Here is a 16,469-nt window from a genome sequence, read left to right as displayed (position 1 = left end):
CACAAAATAGTGTGGTGGCGATAGCAAGAAGGATACACCTGTTCCCATGTCGAACACAGAAGTTAAGCTTCTTAGCGCCGATAGTAGTTGGTGGGAAACTACCTGCGAGGATAGGACGCTGCCGCGCTGTTTCATTCCGGTTTAGCTCAGTTGGTAGAGCGCATGACTGTTAATCATGATGTCGTCAGTTCGAGCCTGACAACCGGAGTCATTGGACGGTTGAAATTTTTCAATCGTTTTTTATTTCGGCCCGTTGGTCAAGTGGTTAAGACACCGCCCTTTCACGGCGGTATCATGGGTTCAAATCCCGTACGGGTCATCTTAATGCCGGCTTAGCTCAGTTGGTAGAGCATCGGTATCGTAAACCGAGGGTCACAGGTTCGACTCCTGCAGCCGGCATCAATAGCATGTTTCTATCAAGTGCTAATCGTGATAATCAGCATTGTACTGACTGTTTGTTAGGATAGTGCTTTTTTTAATAGTTATTTCAACTGAAAAACCATGAAAATAGCCAGTTACGGAAATCGTAACTGGCTATTTATTTATTGTTCATTTGCCCATTGCCATAATAGAATCTGTGTACGACCGGTGATTTTTTCGTTGGCTAAGATGGTTTGTGCTTCAGCACGATTAACCCATAAAACATTTAAACGCTCATCCGCTTCAAGTGAGCGGGCTGTGTAAAGCGCTTGATCAAGCGTACAGATTGCTAGACTAACGGCACCATCCGTAAGGCCTGGTGAAGAATAGCTTGGTGCAAAATACTGTTCGACCTTAATCAATGGATAACCTGTTTCTTCCATTAACTCACGGGAAATAGCTTGTTCAACTGTTTCAGTTGCTTCAACTAAACCAGCGGGGTTACCATAAATAAAATCATTAAGGGGCTGTCTAAATTGCTTAGTTAGTAAGACTTGCGAATGATCTTGATTATAACAGAACATTGCGACCGCAGAGGCATTAGCTGGTCGTTTTAAAGTCTCAATGGTTAAGTCGGGGTTCCGACTGACGAAATGATAAGGCATTAAATCGCCGTTTTCAGTTTGATACGTTGCTTCGTAATAAGTTAGCCAACGATCAGGGCGTAGTGGGACAAGGGATGTTAATTTAAAAGGATTCATAAGGTTCAACTCGCTTTCTATTTAGTTTATTGTACTACTGTTTAAACCCAACAAGCCAGTTTTTTAACATGTTAGGGGCCATGAGCATTTTCTCATTTTATGATCCGTTTTAGTTATTTTGGCGCATAAAATAACTTGGTGTAATGAAAAAAGCAGTGCAAACAATGCAGTTAATGTTGAAAAAAGAATTGATTTAAGATTAAAATAAGATTATAATAGCCTTTATAGATTCTAAGCGAATGATAAGAGACCTCTTGTATAGATGAGTCGATTCAATCTAACAACTATCAAATTCTTAGTTTCCGTAATAATAAAGTTTTAAAGTGGGGTATTACAATGGAAGAGAAACAAGAAAAAACATTCTTTGGTCAACCGCATGGGCTATCAACACTGTTCTTCACTGAAATGTGGGAACGGTTTAGCTACTACGGGATGCGTGCAATTCTATTATTCTATATGTATTTTGCTTTAGATAAGGGTGGTCTTGGTTTTGACAAGACCACTGCGATGTCTGTGATGGCCATCTATGGTTCGATGGTTTACCTAGCCAGCGTTGTTGGTGGTTGGTTGAGTGATCGAATCTGGGGAAGTTTCAAAACGGTCTTCATCGGAGGGGTTTTAATTATGCTAGGTCATATTGCCTTAGCAATGCCGATGGGGGCGACAGCTTTATTTATTTCAATTGCTTTGATTGTTGCAGGGACTGGGTTATTAAAACCTAATGTTTCTGAAATGGTTGGTAGTTTATATAGTGAAAACGATCGTCGTCGGGATGCTGGTTTCAGCATGTTCGTCTTCGGGATAAACTTAGGGTCATTCGTAGCACCATGGATTGTTGGGACGATTGGTCAAAAGGTTGATTTCCATTTAGGCTTTTCACTTGCTGCTGTTGGGATGTTCTTTGGATTAATCCAATACTACCGCGGCCGTTCACAATTCAATAAAGAAAATGCAAGAGCAAACGATCCCATTGCCCCTGAAGAATTGTCAAGTGTTATTCGTAAGATTGTGATTGGGGTTGTTGCCATCGCTGTCATTATACTCGGGATGCAATTCTCAGGTAACTTAAACATTGATAACATTGTCTTAATGATTTCAATCATTGCGATTGCCTTACCAATTATTTATTTTATACGAATGTTAGGTAGTCAAAAGGTCACTAAAAAAGAACGTTCACGTGTGTTAGCTTACATTCCGCTATTCATCGCGGCTGCAGTTTTCTGGGGGATTGAAGAATCCGGGTCTGTTGTTTTAGCACTGTTTGCTGAAGATCGTACCGTATTACACATTGGTAGTATGAATTTAGCAGCTTCATCGTTCCAATCACTTAATCCATTCTTCATCATGCTTTTAACGCCACTATTTGTGTGGTTATGGAGCACATGGAAGAAACAACCATCAGCACCTGGTAAATTTGCGATTGGTTTAATCTTTGCTGGGTTATCATACATGTTTATGGCGCTTCCTGGATTATTGCATGGTACTGCTGGTCGTGTCAGTCCATTCTGGTTAATTGGTTCATGGTTTATTGTTGAAATTGCGGAAATGTTAATTTCACCAATTGGTTTATCAATTACGACGAAATTAGCACCAAAAGCATTTCAATCACAAATGATGAGTATGTGGTTCTTAGCAGATGCCGCTGGTCAAGCAGTTAATGCACAACTTGTTCGTTTATATTCACCACAAACCGAAATTAGATATTTCTTAGGCATTGGGATTGTGAGTGCGATCTTCGGGATTGTCTTAATCTTCTTCGTTAAACCCATCCATAAGTTGATGGAAGGCGTTAACTAAATTTTGAAAAAAATCTTGATTATTTATGCAATAATCAAGATTTTTTTTGCATTTTGGGGTTGATTTTTCTATCAGAATTTTGTAAACTAATATAGTTGAATCGATGAGATAAAACGTATGGAGGAGTAGCGAAGTGGCTAAACGCGGCGGACTGTAAATCCGCTCCTTCGGGTTCGGTGGTTCGAATCCACTCTCCTCCACTTGATTGGGCTATGGCCAAGCGGTAAGGCAACAGGTTTTGATCCTGTCATGCGCTGGTTCGAATCCAGCTAGCCCAATACTTTAAAGACATCTTTCTAAGATGTCTTTTTTTGTAGCCTTAATTGACTTTCTTGCGTTGGTTCGGTATCCTTGAAACAATAAAAAGGGGTGGCAGAATGAAAATTGGATTTATTGGTGTCGGTAACATGGCACAAGCAATGATTAAAGGGTTAGTGAAAGCTAATCAGATTGCAACAGCGGATATTTTAGTGCACGGCGGACATCCGGCGAATTACGCGGACTTTGTGGCTGAACAACGGGTTACAGCTGTTGCAGATAACAATTCAGTGGTTGAACAAGCCGATATCGTTTTTTTAGCGGTGAAACCCTACATTGTACCACAGGTTTTAGCAGAAACAAATGCGGCTTTTAAAGCACATCAACCATTGATGGTTTCAATGGCGGCTGGTTTATCGCTTGATAAATTAGCAGAACAATCTGCCGCAGATTTACCAATTTTACGCATCATGCCCAACGTCAACGTGGCCAACCGCGCGGGAATTACAGCTGTTGTTGGGAATGAACAAGTCAATGCAGACCAATTGGCTCGTGTGAAAGACGTCCTCGCACAACTGGGGGGCGTGGTTGAAATCGGCGAAAAAGATTTCACAACCTTCAGCGCGTTAGCCGGGAGTTCACCAGCATTTGTTTACCTATTTATCGATTCAATGGCGCGGGCTGGGGTTAAACATGGTTTAACGAAAAAGGCCGCAACTGAGATTGCAGCCCAAGCTGTTTTAGGCAGTGCCCAAAACGTGCTCATGAGTGACGTTTCACCTTGGGATTTAGTGGATCAAGTTTCTTCACCAGGCGGCACAACGGTTGCTGGTTTATTGGCAATGGAAGAAGCCGGCTTAATGACGGCAGTGATTAAGGGCATTGACGCAACAATTGCCAAAGATTTAGAAAATCAAAAATAAAGTGATTTCGAGCGTGGTTATTATCTAATAATCGTAGCTCAATATGCGTGATAACATGTTTAAAAAGCGGGGAATTCGATACCTTATTGAGTATCAAAGCCCCCGCTTTTTTTGCGTTACGCCTTGGTAAAGTGGACCATCTCATGACAGAGTTGGTGGGTGAGTAAACTACTTTCTGGTAAGACTGGATTTGCACCATTGGTTTCAAGGGCAGTAATAAACGCATCAATCATTGGCGCAAATCCGCGGGTTGCTAATGTGGGGGTCCAATCAGCCGCATTTTGAACATGACTGCCTTTTGCCGCTTGAGTGGTGTAGCGCGTCAGATTATCGATGGTGAATAAACCGTGCGGTGTTTGAAGACTAGCAATTTCTTGATTGGTGCCACTTTGCATATTTAAAGTCGCACTAATTAACTGACGTGGGGTCTCAATGGTGAGTTGGGCCAACTGTAAATGGTCATTTGCATCTTGTTGGCAGTATGGGCGCAGTTTGTAAGGTGTCCCCAGTGAATCAGCCAAGAAAAGCGCCGTATCGATGGTATGAATCATTAGGTCATAAATGGCAAAGGCAGTTGGCTGCCGCGTAGCGACGCGCGTTTTAGTGACGTTGATCAGTTGCTTATCGGGCAAGTTATTTAATTTCTGTAAAAATGGAGCAAAACGGCGGTTGAAACCAACCGTTAAGAGGCGTTCTTTGCTAGCCGCTAGTTTGTATAACTCGGCGGCTTCTAGCGGGTTTTCACTTAGCGGTTTATCGACAAAAACGTGTAAACCATTGCCTAAGGCTTGTTTAACATACTGGTAGTGGGTGGCAGTTGGTGTGTGAATAAAAACTGCATCAAGTGGCTGTTCAAGCAATGCGTCAAATGACAGGCAGCCACGTTCTAAATGATATTGCGCTTGCAGTTGCGCTAATTTAGCTGGTTGACGTGTACATAAAACCCAATCAACCCGGTCTTGCATTTGTGCCATTACAGGTAAATATGCCTTTTGGGCAATGTTTCCAAGGCCAATAACACCGATTTTTAGCATCAATAAACTCCTTAATATGAATGAATAAATATAGTATAGCAAATTAACAAGAAAACGGTTCAAAGTTTAGTCAGAATCCCTTGTTTTTTTGGTCTATACCATTTATACTAGAGGTAATTTAAAGATAGAGGTGGATGGATAATGGCAGTAAAAGTATTAAAACATGCGGTAATCTATACAGGTGATGACGTTATCGAAGATGGTTATATTCGTTTCGATGATAAAATTTTGGCAGTAGGCCCAATGTTCGACTACAAGGCACAAGCTGGCGAAACCATCCAAGACGTCAAAGGGAAGACAATCATTCCTGGCTTCATTGACGTTCACTGCCACGGTGGGTATGGGTTTGATGCAATGGATGGCGATGCTGACCAAATCGACGAAATGGCAACTAAGATGATGCAAAACGAAGGGGTCACGACTTTATTTGCAACAACGATGACGCAATCAAACGAAAACATCGCCAATGCCATGCGTGGAGTTAAAGCAGCAGCTGAAAAAAATCCATTAATTCAAGGGGTCCACTTGGAAGGACCATTTATCGCACCAATCTTCAAAGGGGCACAACCAGAACAATTTATTAAAGATCCAGATGTTGATTTATTGGACGAATGGAACAAGCTATCAGGCAACCGTGTGCGGCTGATTACTTATGCGCCAGAAGATCCTGGTTCAAAAGCATTCGAAGATTACTGTTTAGCACACAACATCGTCCCTTCAGTGGGTCACAGTAATGCAACACGCGAACAAATGCTTGAAAGTAAAGCAACGCACGTAACGCATTTATACAACGCGCAACGTGAATTTAAACATCGCGAACCTGGTGTGACAGGCCACGCAATGCTAGAAGACAATATGTACGCTGAATTAATCGCTGATGGCTTCCACATCGTCCCGGATATGATTAAATTAGCGTATGAACAAAAAGGGGCAGAGCGCATCGACCTTGTTACTGATTCAATGCGTGCTAAAGGGATTGCAGAAGGCGAAAGCGAATTGGGGGGCCAAAAAGTAATCGTTAAAGACAAACAAGCGCGCCTAGAAGATGGCACTTTAGCCGGATCAGTGTTAACATATATCGATGCCTTCAAGAATATCCAAGCATTTACGGGTTGTGGCATTTTTGAAGCTGTGATGATGTCAAGTGTTAACCAAGCTGAAGAATTTGGCTTGACACAAAAAGGTAAATTAGAAGAAGGTCGGGATGCTGATTTTAACATCTTAGACCATCAGCAAAACTTAGTCGCAACTTACAGCTTTGGGAACGGCTATCAACATTAATATTTAGGAGTGTGTCCCATGGAATCACCTGTTTATATTCAAATTCATAATCAACTTAAAAAGGATATTGAAGCCGGCAAGTGGTCGATTGGAGATCGAATTCCTTCAGAACGGGAGCTTGCTTTAAATTTCGAAGTCTCACGAATGACATTACGGCAAGCCGTACAAACATTAGTTGACGAAGGGATTTTGGAACGGCGGATTGGGGCTGGGACATATGTCGCTAACCAAAAGGTGCAAGAAAAAATGTCCGGCGTCACTAGTTTTACTGATTTAATGACTGCCCAAGGTAAGCAGCCATCCAGTAAAACGATCTCGTTTCATATTGCCAACCCATCGCTCAGTGAAGCTGAAAAGCTCCAGTTAAAAGATGGTGAGCAGGTCCTCCGTATGGAACGGATCCGTTATGCCGATAACGTGCCCATCTGTTTTGAAGTGGCAACTGTGCCGCAAAGCTTAGTTGCCGATTTCAGCAAAGCTGAAATCACGTCGTCATTCTATAAAACGTTAGCCGAAAAAGGGGGCTATGAAATGGGCGGTGCCCAACAGACCGTCTCAGCTCAACTTGCCTCAGAACGAATTGCCGAATATCTCGACATTAAGCGCAATGGCCCAATCTTGAAATTACGACAAGTTTCCTTCTTATCAAACGGCGAACCTTTCGAATATGTTCGCACCCAATATGTGGGCGAACGCTTTGAATTTTATTTGGAAAGATAATTAAAAAGTGCTGAACCAATAAGGTTCAGCACTTTTTTTGATTAATAACCAATAAATGTTCATATAATTAATAATACTGAACAGACTATAAAAATATTAAAGTTTATGTTAATATTCTACGTGGAAGTTAATTAAGGATTCTAGGGGGAAAAAATGAATAGAAAACTAACGAAGTTCTTAATTGGATTTACAATGGTCTCGGCGACCTTTTTGTTTACTACAAACAATGTTCAAGCTGGACAAGTGCTAACGCCAGATGAAATGAAAACGCAGCTAAATAGTCAAGATACAAAAGAAGCAACGCCGATAAAAGAGAAAAAAGCGAAGACTGACGATATTGGGATGCCTATTGATTCATCTAAGGCTAAAAAGACAATTATGCCTAGAGCAAGTTATCCAAGTGTCAATAATTATATATATCAACACAACTACTTACATCCAAACATTACGCAAGATTTGCATACATTCTCAATGTTTAATTATAAAACAGATGATAATCGTCCTAACGGAGTGGTTGTTCATTATACTGATAACCCTAATAATTATAGTGCTCGGAGTGAAGCAGACTATGAGATTAATGGTGGGTGGCAATCAGCATTTGTTCATACCTTTATTGATGCTGGGACAATTTTAAACATTCATGATACAGATTATGGTGCATGGGGAAGTGGAGCAGTTGGTAATAAATATTTTGCCCAATTTGAAATGGTAACGGCTCGTAATTTCGAGGATTTTGCTAAGACAACGAGTTACTCAGCGTGGTACACTGCTTACTTGTTAAACAAATATGATTTAACACCATCTTTGGCACAGAATCATAATGGGGTTGGTACAATCTGGTCACATCATAATGTTACACAATATCTTGGTGGAACAGACCATACTGATCCAGATGCTTACTTTGCAAAATATGGGTATGACATGAATCAATTTTATGCATTAGTACAACATTATTATGATCAAATGCCTGCAAATAAAGCGAGCCTTGACAGTGTTAATGTGTCTGGAAATGAAATTCATGTGGTGGGTTGGCATACAGCACAGCAAACAGTCAATCGGCCATATAGCTACCTATTCTTATTAGATAGTAAGACACATAAAGAAGTAAAACGGTATAAAATAAATCGTGCAGATCGTCAAGATGTGCATAACATTTATGCAAACATTGCCAATTCATTACATTCAGGATTCAACAATACATTGACATTAGATAATAATATGCATAATAGGAGTTACATGCTTATGTCTCGCTACTCGTCAGATCCAAATGGTAATATCGACACTGTTGATTTCACATTTAGAAATATTATTAAAGTACCTAAGCAAGAAACCAATGTAGCAAGTATGGATTCATTAACTGCTGATAAGAAGACATTATCAATGTCCGGTTGGCACGCATCAGTGGATTCTAGTCGGTATCCATACAGTTATTTAATTGTAATTAATGCTAAGACAGGCCGTGAATATAAGCGCTATGCAATTAACCGTACGCAACGTGACGATGTTCGACAAGTTTATCCGAATATTGCCAATGCAGGAAAAAGTGGGTTTGGTTTGAGTATTCCAGTAACAAATGATATGCGCGGTAATACGTATAAAGTAATTTCACGTTACTCAAGTACACCAAATGGCGAAGGAGCATACGTAGACTATTCGTTTGATAATCAGGTAACAGTACCAGCAATTGTTAAACAAAATTTAGGGAGTATTGACACCCTAACGGCAAGTTTGAATAATGTTCACATCAGCGGTTGGCAAGCAAATGATAATGCACAAGGCCGCAATATTCACACTTTAATTGTAATGAATGCTAATACACACAAAGAAATTAAACGGATGACTGTCGCCAACTCACCAAGAAATGATGTAGCTGCTACTTATCCCGATCTATATAATGCGGGGATGAGCGGATTTTCTGCAGATATCCCAGTTGACAGTCAATTACAAGGTAAGAATATTTACTTCATTAGTCGTTATTCAGCAACGGCAAATGCTGATGCTGATTATGTGGATTATCAATTCATTAATCAAATTGGAGTTCCTAAGAAACAAGTTATTGAAAGTGCTGCAAGTATGGATCAATTATCTCGTGTAAATAATACCGTAATAATGTCAGGATGGCATGCTGCTAATGCTTCGATTAACAAACCGTATAGTTATTTAATTATTATGGATAAGACAACGAACAAAGAAATTCGTCGTTATAAAATTAATCGTTCTTTAAGAAATGATGTAGCTGCTGTCTATCCAACCTTATACGGCTCTAAAAACAGCGGATTTGGTTTAACGTTTAATATCGATAACAGTTTGGTTAACAAAAGAATATATGTGATTAGCCGTTATTCAGATAATCCTTCAGGTGAGGGAAATACGGTTGATTACGTGTTTGACAATGTCTTGAACATCTAAAAAATATTACCGAACGTCTTAACCGTGTGGATAAGATGTTCGGTTTTTATTTGTAACTAAAACGAAATAGTGTTTTAAGTAATTGTATTGTATTATTAGTATGTCTGAAAAAACTAACTAGGAGCGACTTGTGAAGTGAAAAAAATTGTTAAGAGTAGTATTTTAATGAGTACGATTGGTTTAATTGGCTTAACAACAAATCAACGAGTATCAGCGGCTGAACAAAAACAAGAGACAGCCCCTGCATTAATGAGCAGTAATGAAAGTATTATATCAGCAAGTAGTCAAAGTTCTAAAGAACAAAAACCATCTACCGATGATTCAACTGAATCTGGTGTAATTAAAAATAGTGAATCAGCAGCAGAAACAAAGAACAAGGAAGAAGTTATTGTAAAGCAAAATAACGAAATTGGTCCTGGGTTTTATGATGCACCTAAAGTAAGTCAGAGAAGTATGCCAGCTTCAATGAATTTATTGCGAAATACATCCAGTTTTATTAGTAGTATTCATGATGGTGCAATTTCGTCATGGCGCAAGTATGGTGTATTACCCTCTGTTTCAGGTGCGCAGGCAATCTTGGAGAGCGGTTGGGGGCAATCGACTTTAGCAACGTATGGTAATAACTTATTTGGAATTAAGGGAACATACAATGGTCAGTACGTAACAATGCCCACTCAAGAATATATTAATGGTCAGTGGATTACAGTTAATGCGCAATTTAGAAAATACAATAGTTGGAATGAAAGTATCGAAGATCATGGGAACTTTTTAGCGGTAAATTCACGATATCATAATTTGTTGTGGAAAACTAATTATCGTGAGGTAACGAGTCTTTTGAAACAAGACGGTTATGCTACAGCGCCTAACTATGATACTTTGCTAAACAGTTTGATTGAGCAGTATGGATTAACAAGTTGGGATCGAGAAGTAACGGATAATGTTGGTAGCCTTGATCAATTAACTGCAAATAGCAATAATATCCATGCGCTTGGTTGGCATGCAATTAATGATGCCAATAATTTACCGTACAGTTATTTAATTCTAATTGATACCAATACAGGAAAAGAATATAAAAGGATTGCAATTAATCGTGGTAGGAGAGATGATGTAGCAAATGCCTATCCGTCTATTAACACGGCAGCAATGAGTGGTATTAATGCCAACATCCCAGTAGACTCAGGAATGTATGGACATACTTATAGGGTTATATCGCGTTATGCACAATTACCAAGCGGTGAAGGGAGTGCAAAAGACTTTAACTTCACTAATACTGTCCAAGTCTCTGCACCGACTAAACAAAATCTAGGTAGTCTAGATAACGTTAGGGTCAGTTCAAACAAAATCTCAATGAATGGATGGCATGCTAGTGATTATTCGCAGGGTAAAAACATACATTATTTAATTATTATGAATGCTAATAATAATAAAGAAATTGAACGATTACGGGTTAATAATTCCCTAAGAAATGATGTGCACAGTGTGTACCCTAATGTTTATAATTCTGCTATGAGTGGCTTCAGTACTGATTTCGCGCTAGATAAGAATCTAGAGGGTAAGAATGTTTATATTATTAGTCGTTATACAAGTACGACAAATGGGAATAGCGACTATATAGATTATCAATTTCCTAACGTGATTAATGTACCCCAAGGTCCAAGTAATTTAGGGAGTATTGATCAATTAGTTCAAAATGGAAATAAGCTCCATATCTCGGGGTGGCATATTTCTAAAAATGTCCAAGGTTTAAATAATAATTTTATTATTATTATGAATAAAGCGAATAACAAAGAAATCGGGCGGGTTCGGATTAATAGAATTACTCGAAATGATGTCGCAACTGTCTACCCCACTGTTGATAATGCCGCACAAAGTGGTTTTGATTTTAAAGTTTCTGTGGATGCTAAACTTAAGCACAAGAACATTTACTTGATCAGTCGCTATTCAAATAGTAGCGATGGAGAAGGTGGCCGATATGTAGATTACCAATTTATTAACTCATTAGGTATTAAATAATAGAATCCAAAAAAGCTTTGTTTATATGTAAAATTGAGAACTTCTAGATGTGTTTGTGAGTACTGGGAGGTTTTAAAATTTTAAGTATGGGCGAAGTTTTTTTTATTACAAGATAACAATATTAGAGTATTATGTTAATTGTTTGATTAAAGTAAGGCCAGGGGGATACATAATATGAAAAAAAAAAGAAAATCTATTTTGGATATAATGTTATTAGTAGGCTTATTGTTAGCTATCCTTGTAGGCCTATCTATTTATGAGGGATTGTATCCATTTGGCGATAAGCTGTGGATTCGAGCAGATAGTTATACGCAGTATAGTGTTTTTTATAAGTATTTAAGAGAACAATTGTTACACGGTGGATCACTTTTTTACAGTTTTAAACTGGGATTAGGGGGGAGCTTTTTTACAATAATGGGTTATTATTTAATGAGCCCATTAGGTTTTCTGGTTGTTCTTTTTAAGAATAGTCAAATTATGTTTTTTATGACAATTCTAATAGTTTCCAAAATTATTCTTTCGGGTGTTACATTTTATCTATTTATCAACAAAAGAATAAATTTGGAATACATTTATTGTTTGGGATTATCGATATCGTATGCATTGATGTCGTTTAATATTATTTATGCATTTAATATAATGTGGCTTGATAGTATTATCATAATCCCAATTGCGCTAATAGGTGTAGATTATTTAATCGATAAAGGAAAAATTGCGCTATTAACAGGATCATTAACGCTGTTATTCATATCTAACTTCTATATGGCATATATGGCAGGTATTGGTATTTTTATATATTTCATAGCAGAATTGGTAATAATTGGAAATAGAGAAAAAGTAGAATCGGTTGTTAAGTTTCTATTTTCGGTGGTAATTAGTTTTGGGTTATCAGCATGGTTAATTTTACCAATTAATTATGCATTAAAATTAGGACCCAAAGTTCCATTGCAGCTTGACTTTTTGCAACGAAAACAAAGTATTTGGATGGCATTGTCTGATCTATTTAGCCACAACAAACAGCTATTTGATGGAGCAGACATATACTGTGGTATTTTAATGCTGATTGCAACAATAGCATTTTATTTTATACCAAAAATAAAAACAAGAATAAAAGCAATAGTGTGTGTCTTAGAAATTTGTTTGTTATTAAGTTATATTTATGAATATCCGTATATAATGTGGCACGGATTTCAACAACCAACAGGATATGGTTTCAGGTTTAGCTTTTTAATTAGTTTGATAATGATATTAATCACTGGTTTTGTGATTAATATTGGCTTGGAAAAATTATTGAAGCCATTGGGATATGCAGTCTTATTATGCGGTATATTGTTAGTAACGCTTTATAAGAAACAAATAATTGATAGCAATGCACTAATCGCTAATACCGCCATGTTAGGCCTATTTAGTTTTGTGATGTTAGTCGGTTATACTCTCTATAGAAATAAAGGAGTAAATATGATCAAGTGGCTAGTCTTAGGCATTATTATTGCAGATAGTATTCAGAATATGCATTTTATTATCAGTCATTTGAATAGTTTACCTGGATATGTTGCTACGGAAAAAGACTGGAATACAAACGATAATCAAAATTTAAACACTGCTTTGGATTATATAAAGAAGGATAAAACATTTTATCGAGCTGTAGTTACACCTAATGCGATGTTAAACCAGGGAATGTACAATAATTTTAATGGTTTCAGTTGGTTTAATACTTTTGGATATCAGCAATTAGCTACAACTTTATCTCAATTTGGATATAGTACCACGTTGGGTAGTAAGTCACTGGCATATCAAGAAGGAAATACGATTGCAGATAGTTTGTTAGGGCTAAAGTATAGGGTAGCGTTAACGACTGATTTGGTGACTTCTATTGGTTATCGGAAGATATTTACCAGTGGGAAATATAATGTGTATCAAAATAAGAATGCTCTGCCAATCGCAATTATTAATGACAATTTAGCAGTAAATCAATCACTAGAAGGAGATAATCTTCAGCGACAACTTTTCTTTTTCAATAAAAATGGAAGAAGTGCAATTATACAATCTATAGATAACCCAAGTTTTGTTGTGCATAACGTGAAAATAGTGCAAAAGGATAACGCAATGCACTTGAGTCCCTGTGGTAAAGATGCCTATATCAAATATAAACTCGATATACCAGCTAATTCTGAACTTTTAACTAAGGTAGACGTAGTTGATGGTGTTAATTCTTATGGTAAACTGGATTTTAAAACTAATCAGGTTGTTCGAAATAGTTATCCTAATTTTCATAATGAAGGTGTATTAAGTCTTTATAAAAGCTCTAATTATAAGAAGAGTATAGACATCAAGATGAGTTTAAGAGGAAATGCTACTATCTTAGGATCGCCTAAATTTACTATTCTTAACGGAATTTCTTTGGAAAAAAATATTAAAGTGTTAAGAAAAGAAGCACCCAAAGTTATAAAAAAGAGCGAGAACGCCATTCAATTACAAGCGAATTCTAAACATGGAGGAATGGTCTTTTTTTCAATTCCTTTTGATAAAAGTTGGCAAGCAACGGTGAATGGAAAATCCGTATTGTTGTCTGATAACCACGGATTTATGCAATTACCAATCAAATCTGGAAAAAGTAACATAGAAATAAGATATATTCCCCAAGGTGTTAAAGAGGGGATTTTGATAACAAGTATAACGATCTTAATACTTATATCTTTTGAAATTAAACGATACCTGGAAAAACGTAGTTAGAGGTAGCTATTTCGCTTTAAAAAAACTATTAGAATTAATGAAAGTGCATCAGTTACTCTTAGAAGCCAAATTTTCAAAATTTTTAACACGAGGATTTAGAATCAATTCAATGTATCTTTTTTCTTATATTTATTCAATAACTATCAATTATTACTTTTATATAAAAGATTTACATCAATTGAATTACTTTATTGTAGGAGTCCCACTGGTTGTTTAAGGATTGTTAAGTTACGGAAATATCAAAAAACTGAAAATCTTATATTAAGCCTAAAAGTAGTGTGGATTATGTTGTTAAGTCTGTATTTGGTGAGATTAAAGGATCAAATACTTTTTGAAGCTCAAACATGACATATAATATTACGATTAAGTACAACTACGATAGATATTTAGCAATACCAGTAGTAGTTTATAAGAAACTTAGATACAGGGTGATAATTGTTGGGTAGGCGGTAAAATAGATTCATAATCAGAAGTACTGAACTAGTTCTAATGGCTTAGTAAATAAAAAGGGAATCACCTTGATGTTACTATAAAGCTATTGAAAGCAATGTAGGTACTGGTGACTGCTGTAGGAATAGTTATTATGTTGAGTTTGATTGTAGAGTATAAGTGAGAATCAGTATAGTAATTTTATGTAGTAATAACAATATAGATGGTGTAAGATTTAGGAATCTTGATATTGGAACTATAGGAAATTTGGGGGACTTCACATGAAGAAAATAATTAATAAAAAAGAAACATGGACAATTATTTTAATTGTGTTTTTATTGTTAATACTTAATTTATCAATCAATCTATCAGGAAACGGTATTACACCCAACGGTGGCGATGATAAAGCGTTTGCGCAATTTCTTCTTGGAAAGCATTATCTGCAATTCTTACGCAGTCGATATACAGGATGGTCTTCTCGGCTAATAATTGAGACAGTGTTATCGTCCTTGACACATCTGCCCTTTTTATGGCGACTATTAAACGCTCTAGCGATGTTTATTGTTATTTATATTCCGTACTTATTACTACTGAAGGGGGATAATGATGATGAAAATAGTAGCCGACTACTGATTAGTTTTGGATTGTTTTTCCTACTCCCTTTCAATATGTTTTATGAAACTGGATGGATGGCAACAACGACCAATTATTTGTGGGTTTTAGCTGCAGGATTATTTGCAATGCTCCCTTCACTAGGTCAATTTTTAGAAAAGAGTGTCAAGCATAAAAAACTTCTTTCTACCACAGCTTTTTTAGCGTTAGTCTATGCGGTTAACCAAGAACAAATGGCAATTATCTTATTCTTTGGCAACTTATTATTATTATTTGTAGGGAAACATAGCAAAAAAGATGTGGTAAGACCATTAATTCAATTGTTTGTCACGGTATTGTCGCTAATAATGATTGTTTTGGCACCTGGAAATGCAGTTAGAAAAGTTAAGGAAATTCATTGGTTGCCATTGTTTCCGACTTTATCACCATTTAAGAAAATTGAGTTAGGGGTTTCAAGTACGCTGAGTCATTTTTTCTTTTCATTTGATGCAATAGCTGCTCTAGTAGTTATTTTATTAATGATTTTTTATAGTAGTCGAAATGGAAGGTATAAGCTACCACGAGGCCTTTTTTTTATTCCGGTATTGTTCAGTATACTTTTCTTGTTTAAAGATAGTGCACTGGTAAAGATATATCCTGGATTAAAAAGAATGAGTGATTCAGTTACTATATACGGTACTGATATTTCTATGAATAATTTACAATCTATGCTACCGGATTTACTATTGGTTATATTAAGCAGTATTATTTTATTGGGAATATTCTCATCTGGAAATTGTAAAAAGATGTGGTTAGTAAGTGCCATATTGATTTTGGGACTTATTTCAAGAGTAATGATGGGATTTTCGCCTACAATTTGGGCCTCAGGTGAAAGGACCTTTATATTTTTATATGAAGCGCTAATTTTTGCCTGCTTCTATTTATATGACCAGCTTAGAGCGATAAAAGGGTATAAAATGTTAACATCGATTCTAATAGGAATTGGTATTTTAGCCTTCACAATTATTTTATATACGGTTTAACAATATACATTATAAGAAGAACTGAAGAGCTCCAGGAAAGTTAGACAAATTCTAACCGAATTGGAGCTCTTTTTTATGCCTTGAATTTACACTTTAAGTGCAACAAAAAAGTTCATA

General features: G+C 36.9%; 10 protein-coding genes, 5 tRNA genes and 1 rRNA gene. 14 read left to right on the top strand and 2 right to left on the bottom strand.

Annotated elements, in window-relative coordinates:
- Positions 1-10 precede the first annotated feature (10 nt).
- From rrf to J7Q78_RS05965, 4 genes are all read left to right on the top strand, one after another.
- Positions 11-127, top strand: a 5S ribosomal RNA gene (gene rrf / locus J7Q78_RS05980).
- Between the two features lie 8 nt (positions 128-135).
- Positions 136-208: transfer RNA gene (locus J7Q78_RS05975), tRNA-Asn, on the top strand.
- A gap of 39 nt (positions 209-247) precedes the next feature.
- Positions 248-319: transfer RNA gene (locus tag J7Q78_RS05970), tRNA-Glu, on the top strand.
- A gap of 7 nt (positions 320-326) precedes the next feature.
- A tRNA-Thr gene (locus J7Q78_RS05965) sits at positions 327-399 on the top strand.
- 143 nt (positions 400-542) lie between these two features.
- On the opposite strand, the gene J7Q78_RS05960 is transcribed toward J7Q78_RS05965, so the two are convergent.
- The gene (locus J7Q78_RS05960) at positions 543-1,121 is read right to left on the bottom strand and encodes an NUDIX hydrolase (RefSeq protein ID WP_208422050.1); all 579 of its coding nucleotides are present in this window, start codon (positions 1,119-1,121) and stop codon (positions 543-545) included.
- A 336-nt stretch (positions 1,122-1,457) separates the two neighbouring features.
- Here J7Q78_RS05960 and J7Q78_RS05955 point away from each other — a divergent pair, with 336 nt between their 5' ends.
- The 4 genes from J7Q78_RS05955 (at position 1,458) to proC (ending at position 4,099) form a co-directional block, all read left to right on the top strand.
- The gene (locus J7Q78_RS05955) at positions 1,458-2,918 is read left to right on the top strand and encodes a peptide MFS transporter (RefSeq protein ID WP_208422049.1); all 1,461 of its coding nucleotides are present in this window, start codon (positions 1,458-1,460) and stop codon (positions 2,916-2,918) included.
- Between the two features lie 119 nt (positions 2,919-3,037).
- Positions 3,038-3,118: transfer RNA gene (locus tag J7Q78_RS05950), tRNA-Tyr, on the top strand.
- A gap of 6 nt (positions 3,119-3,124) precedes the next feature.
- A tRNA-Gln gene (locus tag J7Q78_RS05945) sits at positions 3,125-3,196 on the top strand.
- 99 nt (positions 3,197-3,295) lie between these two features.
- Positions 3,296-4,099, top strand: a complete 804-nt coding sequence (gene proC / locus J7Q78_RS05940; RefSeq protein ID WP_208422048.1) for a pyrroline-5-carboxylate reductase — start codon at positions 3,296-3,298, stop codon at positions 4,097-4,099.
- Positions 4,100-4,215: 116 nt separating this feature from the next.
- Here the strand turns inward: proC and J7Q78_RS05935 are convergent, their stop codons facing one another.
- On the bottom strand, positions 4,216-5,133 hold the full coding sequence (locus tag J7Q78_RS05935; protein ID WP_208422047.1) for a Gfo/Idh/MocA family protein: 918 nt from the start codon (positions 5,131-5,133) through the stop codon (positions 4,216-4,218).
- Between the two features lie 141 nt (positions 5,134-5,274).
- Between J7Q78_RS05935 and nagA the strand changes: the two genes are divergently transcribed.
- From nagA to J7Q78_RS05905, 6 genes are all read left to right on the top strand, one after another.
- A complete protein-coding gene (gene nagA / locus J7Q78_RS05930; RefSeq protein WP_154242521.1) occupies positions 5,275-6,414 on the top strand; it encodes an N-acetylglucosamine-6-phosphate deacetylase in 1,140 nt (379 codons plus the stop codon).
- A gap of 18 nt (positions 6,415-6,432) precedes the next feature.
- Positions 6,433-7,134, top strand: coding sequence for a GntR family transcriptional regulator (locus J7Q78_RS05925; protein ID WP_154242520.1), 702 nt, complete (start codon positions 6,433-6,435; stop codon positions 7,132-7,134).
- A gap of 153 nt (positions 7,135-7,287) precedes the next feature.
- A complete protein-coding gene (locus J7Q78_RS05920; protein WP_208422046.1) occupies positions 7,288-9,543 on the top strand; it encodes a peptidoglycan recognition protein family protein in 2,256 nt (751 codons plus the stop codon).
- 135 nt (positions 9,544-9,678) lie between these two features.
- Entirely contained in the window at positions 9,679-11,556 is a 1,878-nt protein-coding gene (locus J7Q78_RS05915; protein WP_235688064.1) for a glycoside hydrolase family 73 protein, read from the top strand.
- A gap of 174 nt (positions 11,557-11,730) precedes the next feature.
- Positions 11,731-14,289 carry a YfhO family protein gene (locus J7Q78_RS05910; RefSeq protein ID WP_208422045.1) on the top strand — a complete coding sequence of 853 codons (2,559 nt, stop codon included), beginning with the start codon at positions 11,731-11,733 and terminating at the stop codon, positions 14,287-14,289.
- 710 nt (positions 14,290-14,999) lie between these two features.
- Positions 15,000-16,352 (top strand): DUF6056 family protein, encoded by a 1,353-nt coding sequence (locus tag J7Q78_RS05905; protein WP_208422044.1) that lies wholly within the window; start codon positions 15,000-15,002, stop codon positions 16,350-16,352.
- Positions 16,353-16,469 lie beyond the last annotated feature (117 nt).

The sequence above is a fragment of the Latilactobacillus fragifolii genome, from assembly GCF_905332535.1.
Classification (GTDB): Bacteria; Bacillota; Bacilli; order Lactobacillales; family Lactobacillaceae; genus Latilactobacillus; species Latilactobacillus fragifolii.
This window is presented reverse-complemented; position numbering and strand designations above follow the sequence as displayed.

Excerpts from the sequence above, each read along its gene's own strand:
- proC (WP_208422048.1), top strand. The coding sequence starts at position 3,296 with ATGAAAATTGGATTTATTGGTGTCGGTAACATGGCACAAGCAATGATT.
- J7Q78_RS05910 (WP_208422045.1), top strand. The coding sequence starts at position 11,731 with ATGAAAAAAAAAAGAAAATCTATTTTGGATATAATGTTATTAGTAGGC.
- nagA (WP_154242521.1), top strand. The coding sequence starts at position 5,275 with ATGGCAGTAAAAGTATTAAAACATGCGGTAATCTATACAGGTGATGAC.
- J7Q78_RS05925 (WP_154242520.1), top strand. The coding sequence starts at position 6,433 with ATGGAATCACCTGTTTATATTCAAATTCATAATCAACTTAAAAAGGAT.
- J7Q78_RS05920 (WP_208422046.1), top strand. The coding sequence starts at position 7,288 with ATGAATAGAAAACTAACGAAGTTCTTAATTGGATTTACAATGGTCTCG.
- J7Q78_RS05935 (WP_208422047.1), bottom strand. The coding sequence starts at position 5,133 with ATGCTAAAAATCGGTGTTATTGGCCTTGGAAACATTGCCCAAAAGGCA.
- J7Q78_RS05960 (WP_208422050.1), bottom strand. The coding sequence starts at position 1,121 with ATGAATCCTTTTAAATTAACATCCCTTGTCCCACTACGCCCTGATCGT.
- J7Q78_RS05955 (WP_208422049.1), top strand. The coding sequence starts at position 1,458 with ATGGAAGAGAAACAAGAAAAAACATTCTTTGGTCAACCGCATGGGCTA.
- J7Q78_RS05905 (WP_208422044.1), top strand. The coding sequence starts at position 15,000 with ATGAAGAAAATAATTAATAAAAAAGAAACATGGACAATTATTTTAATT.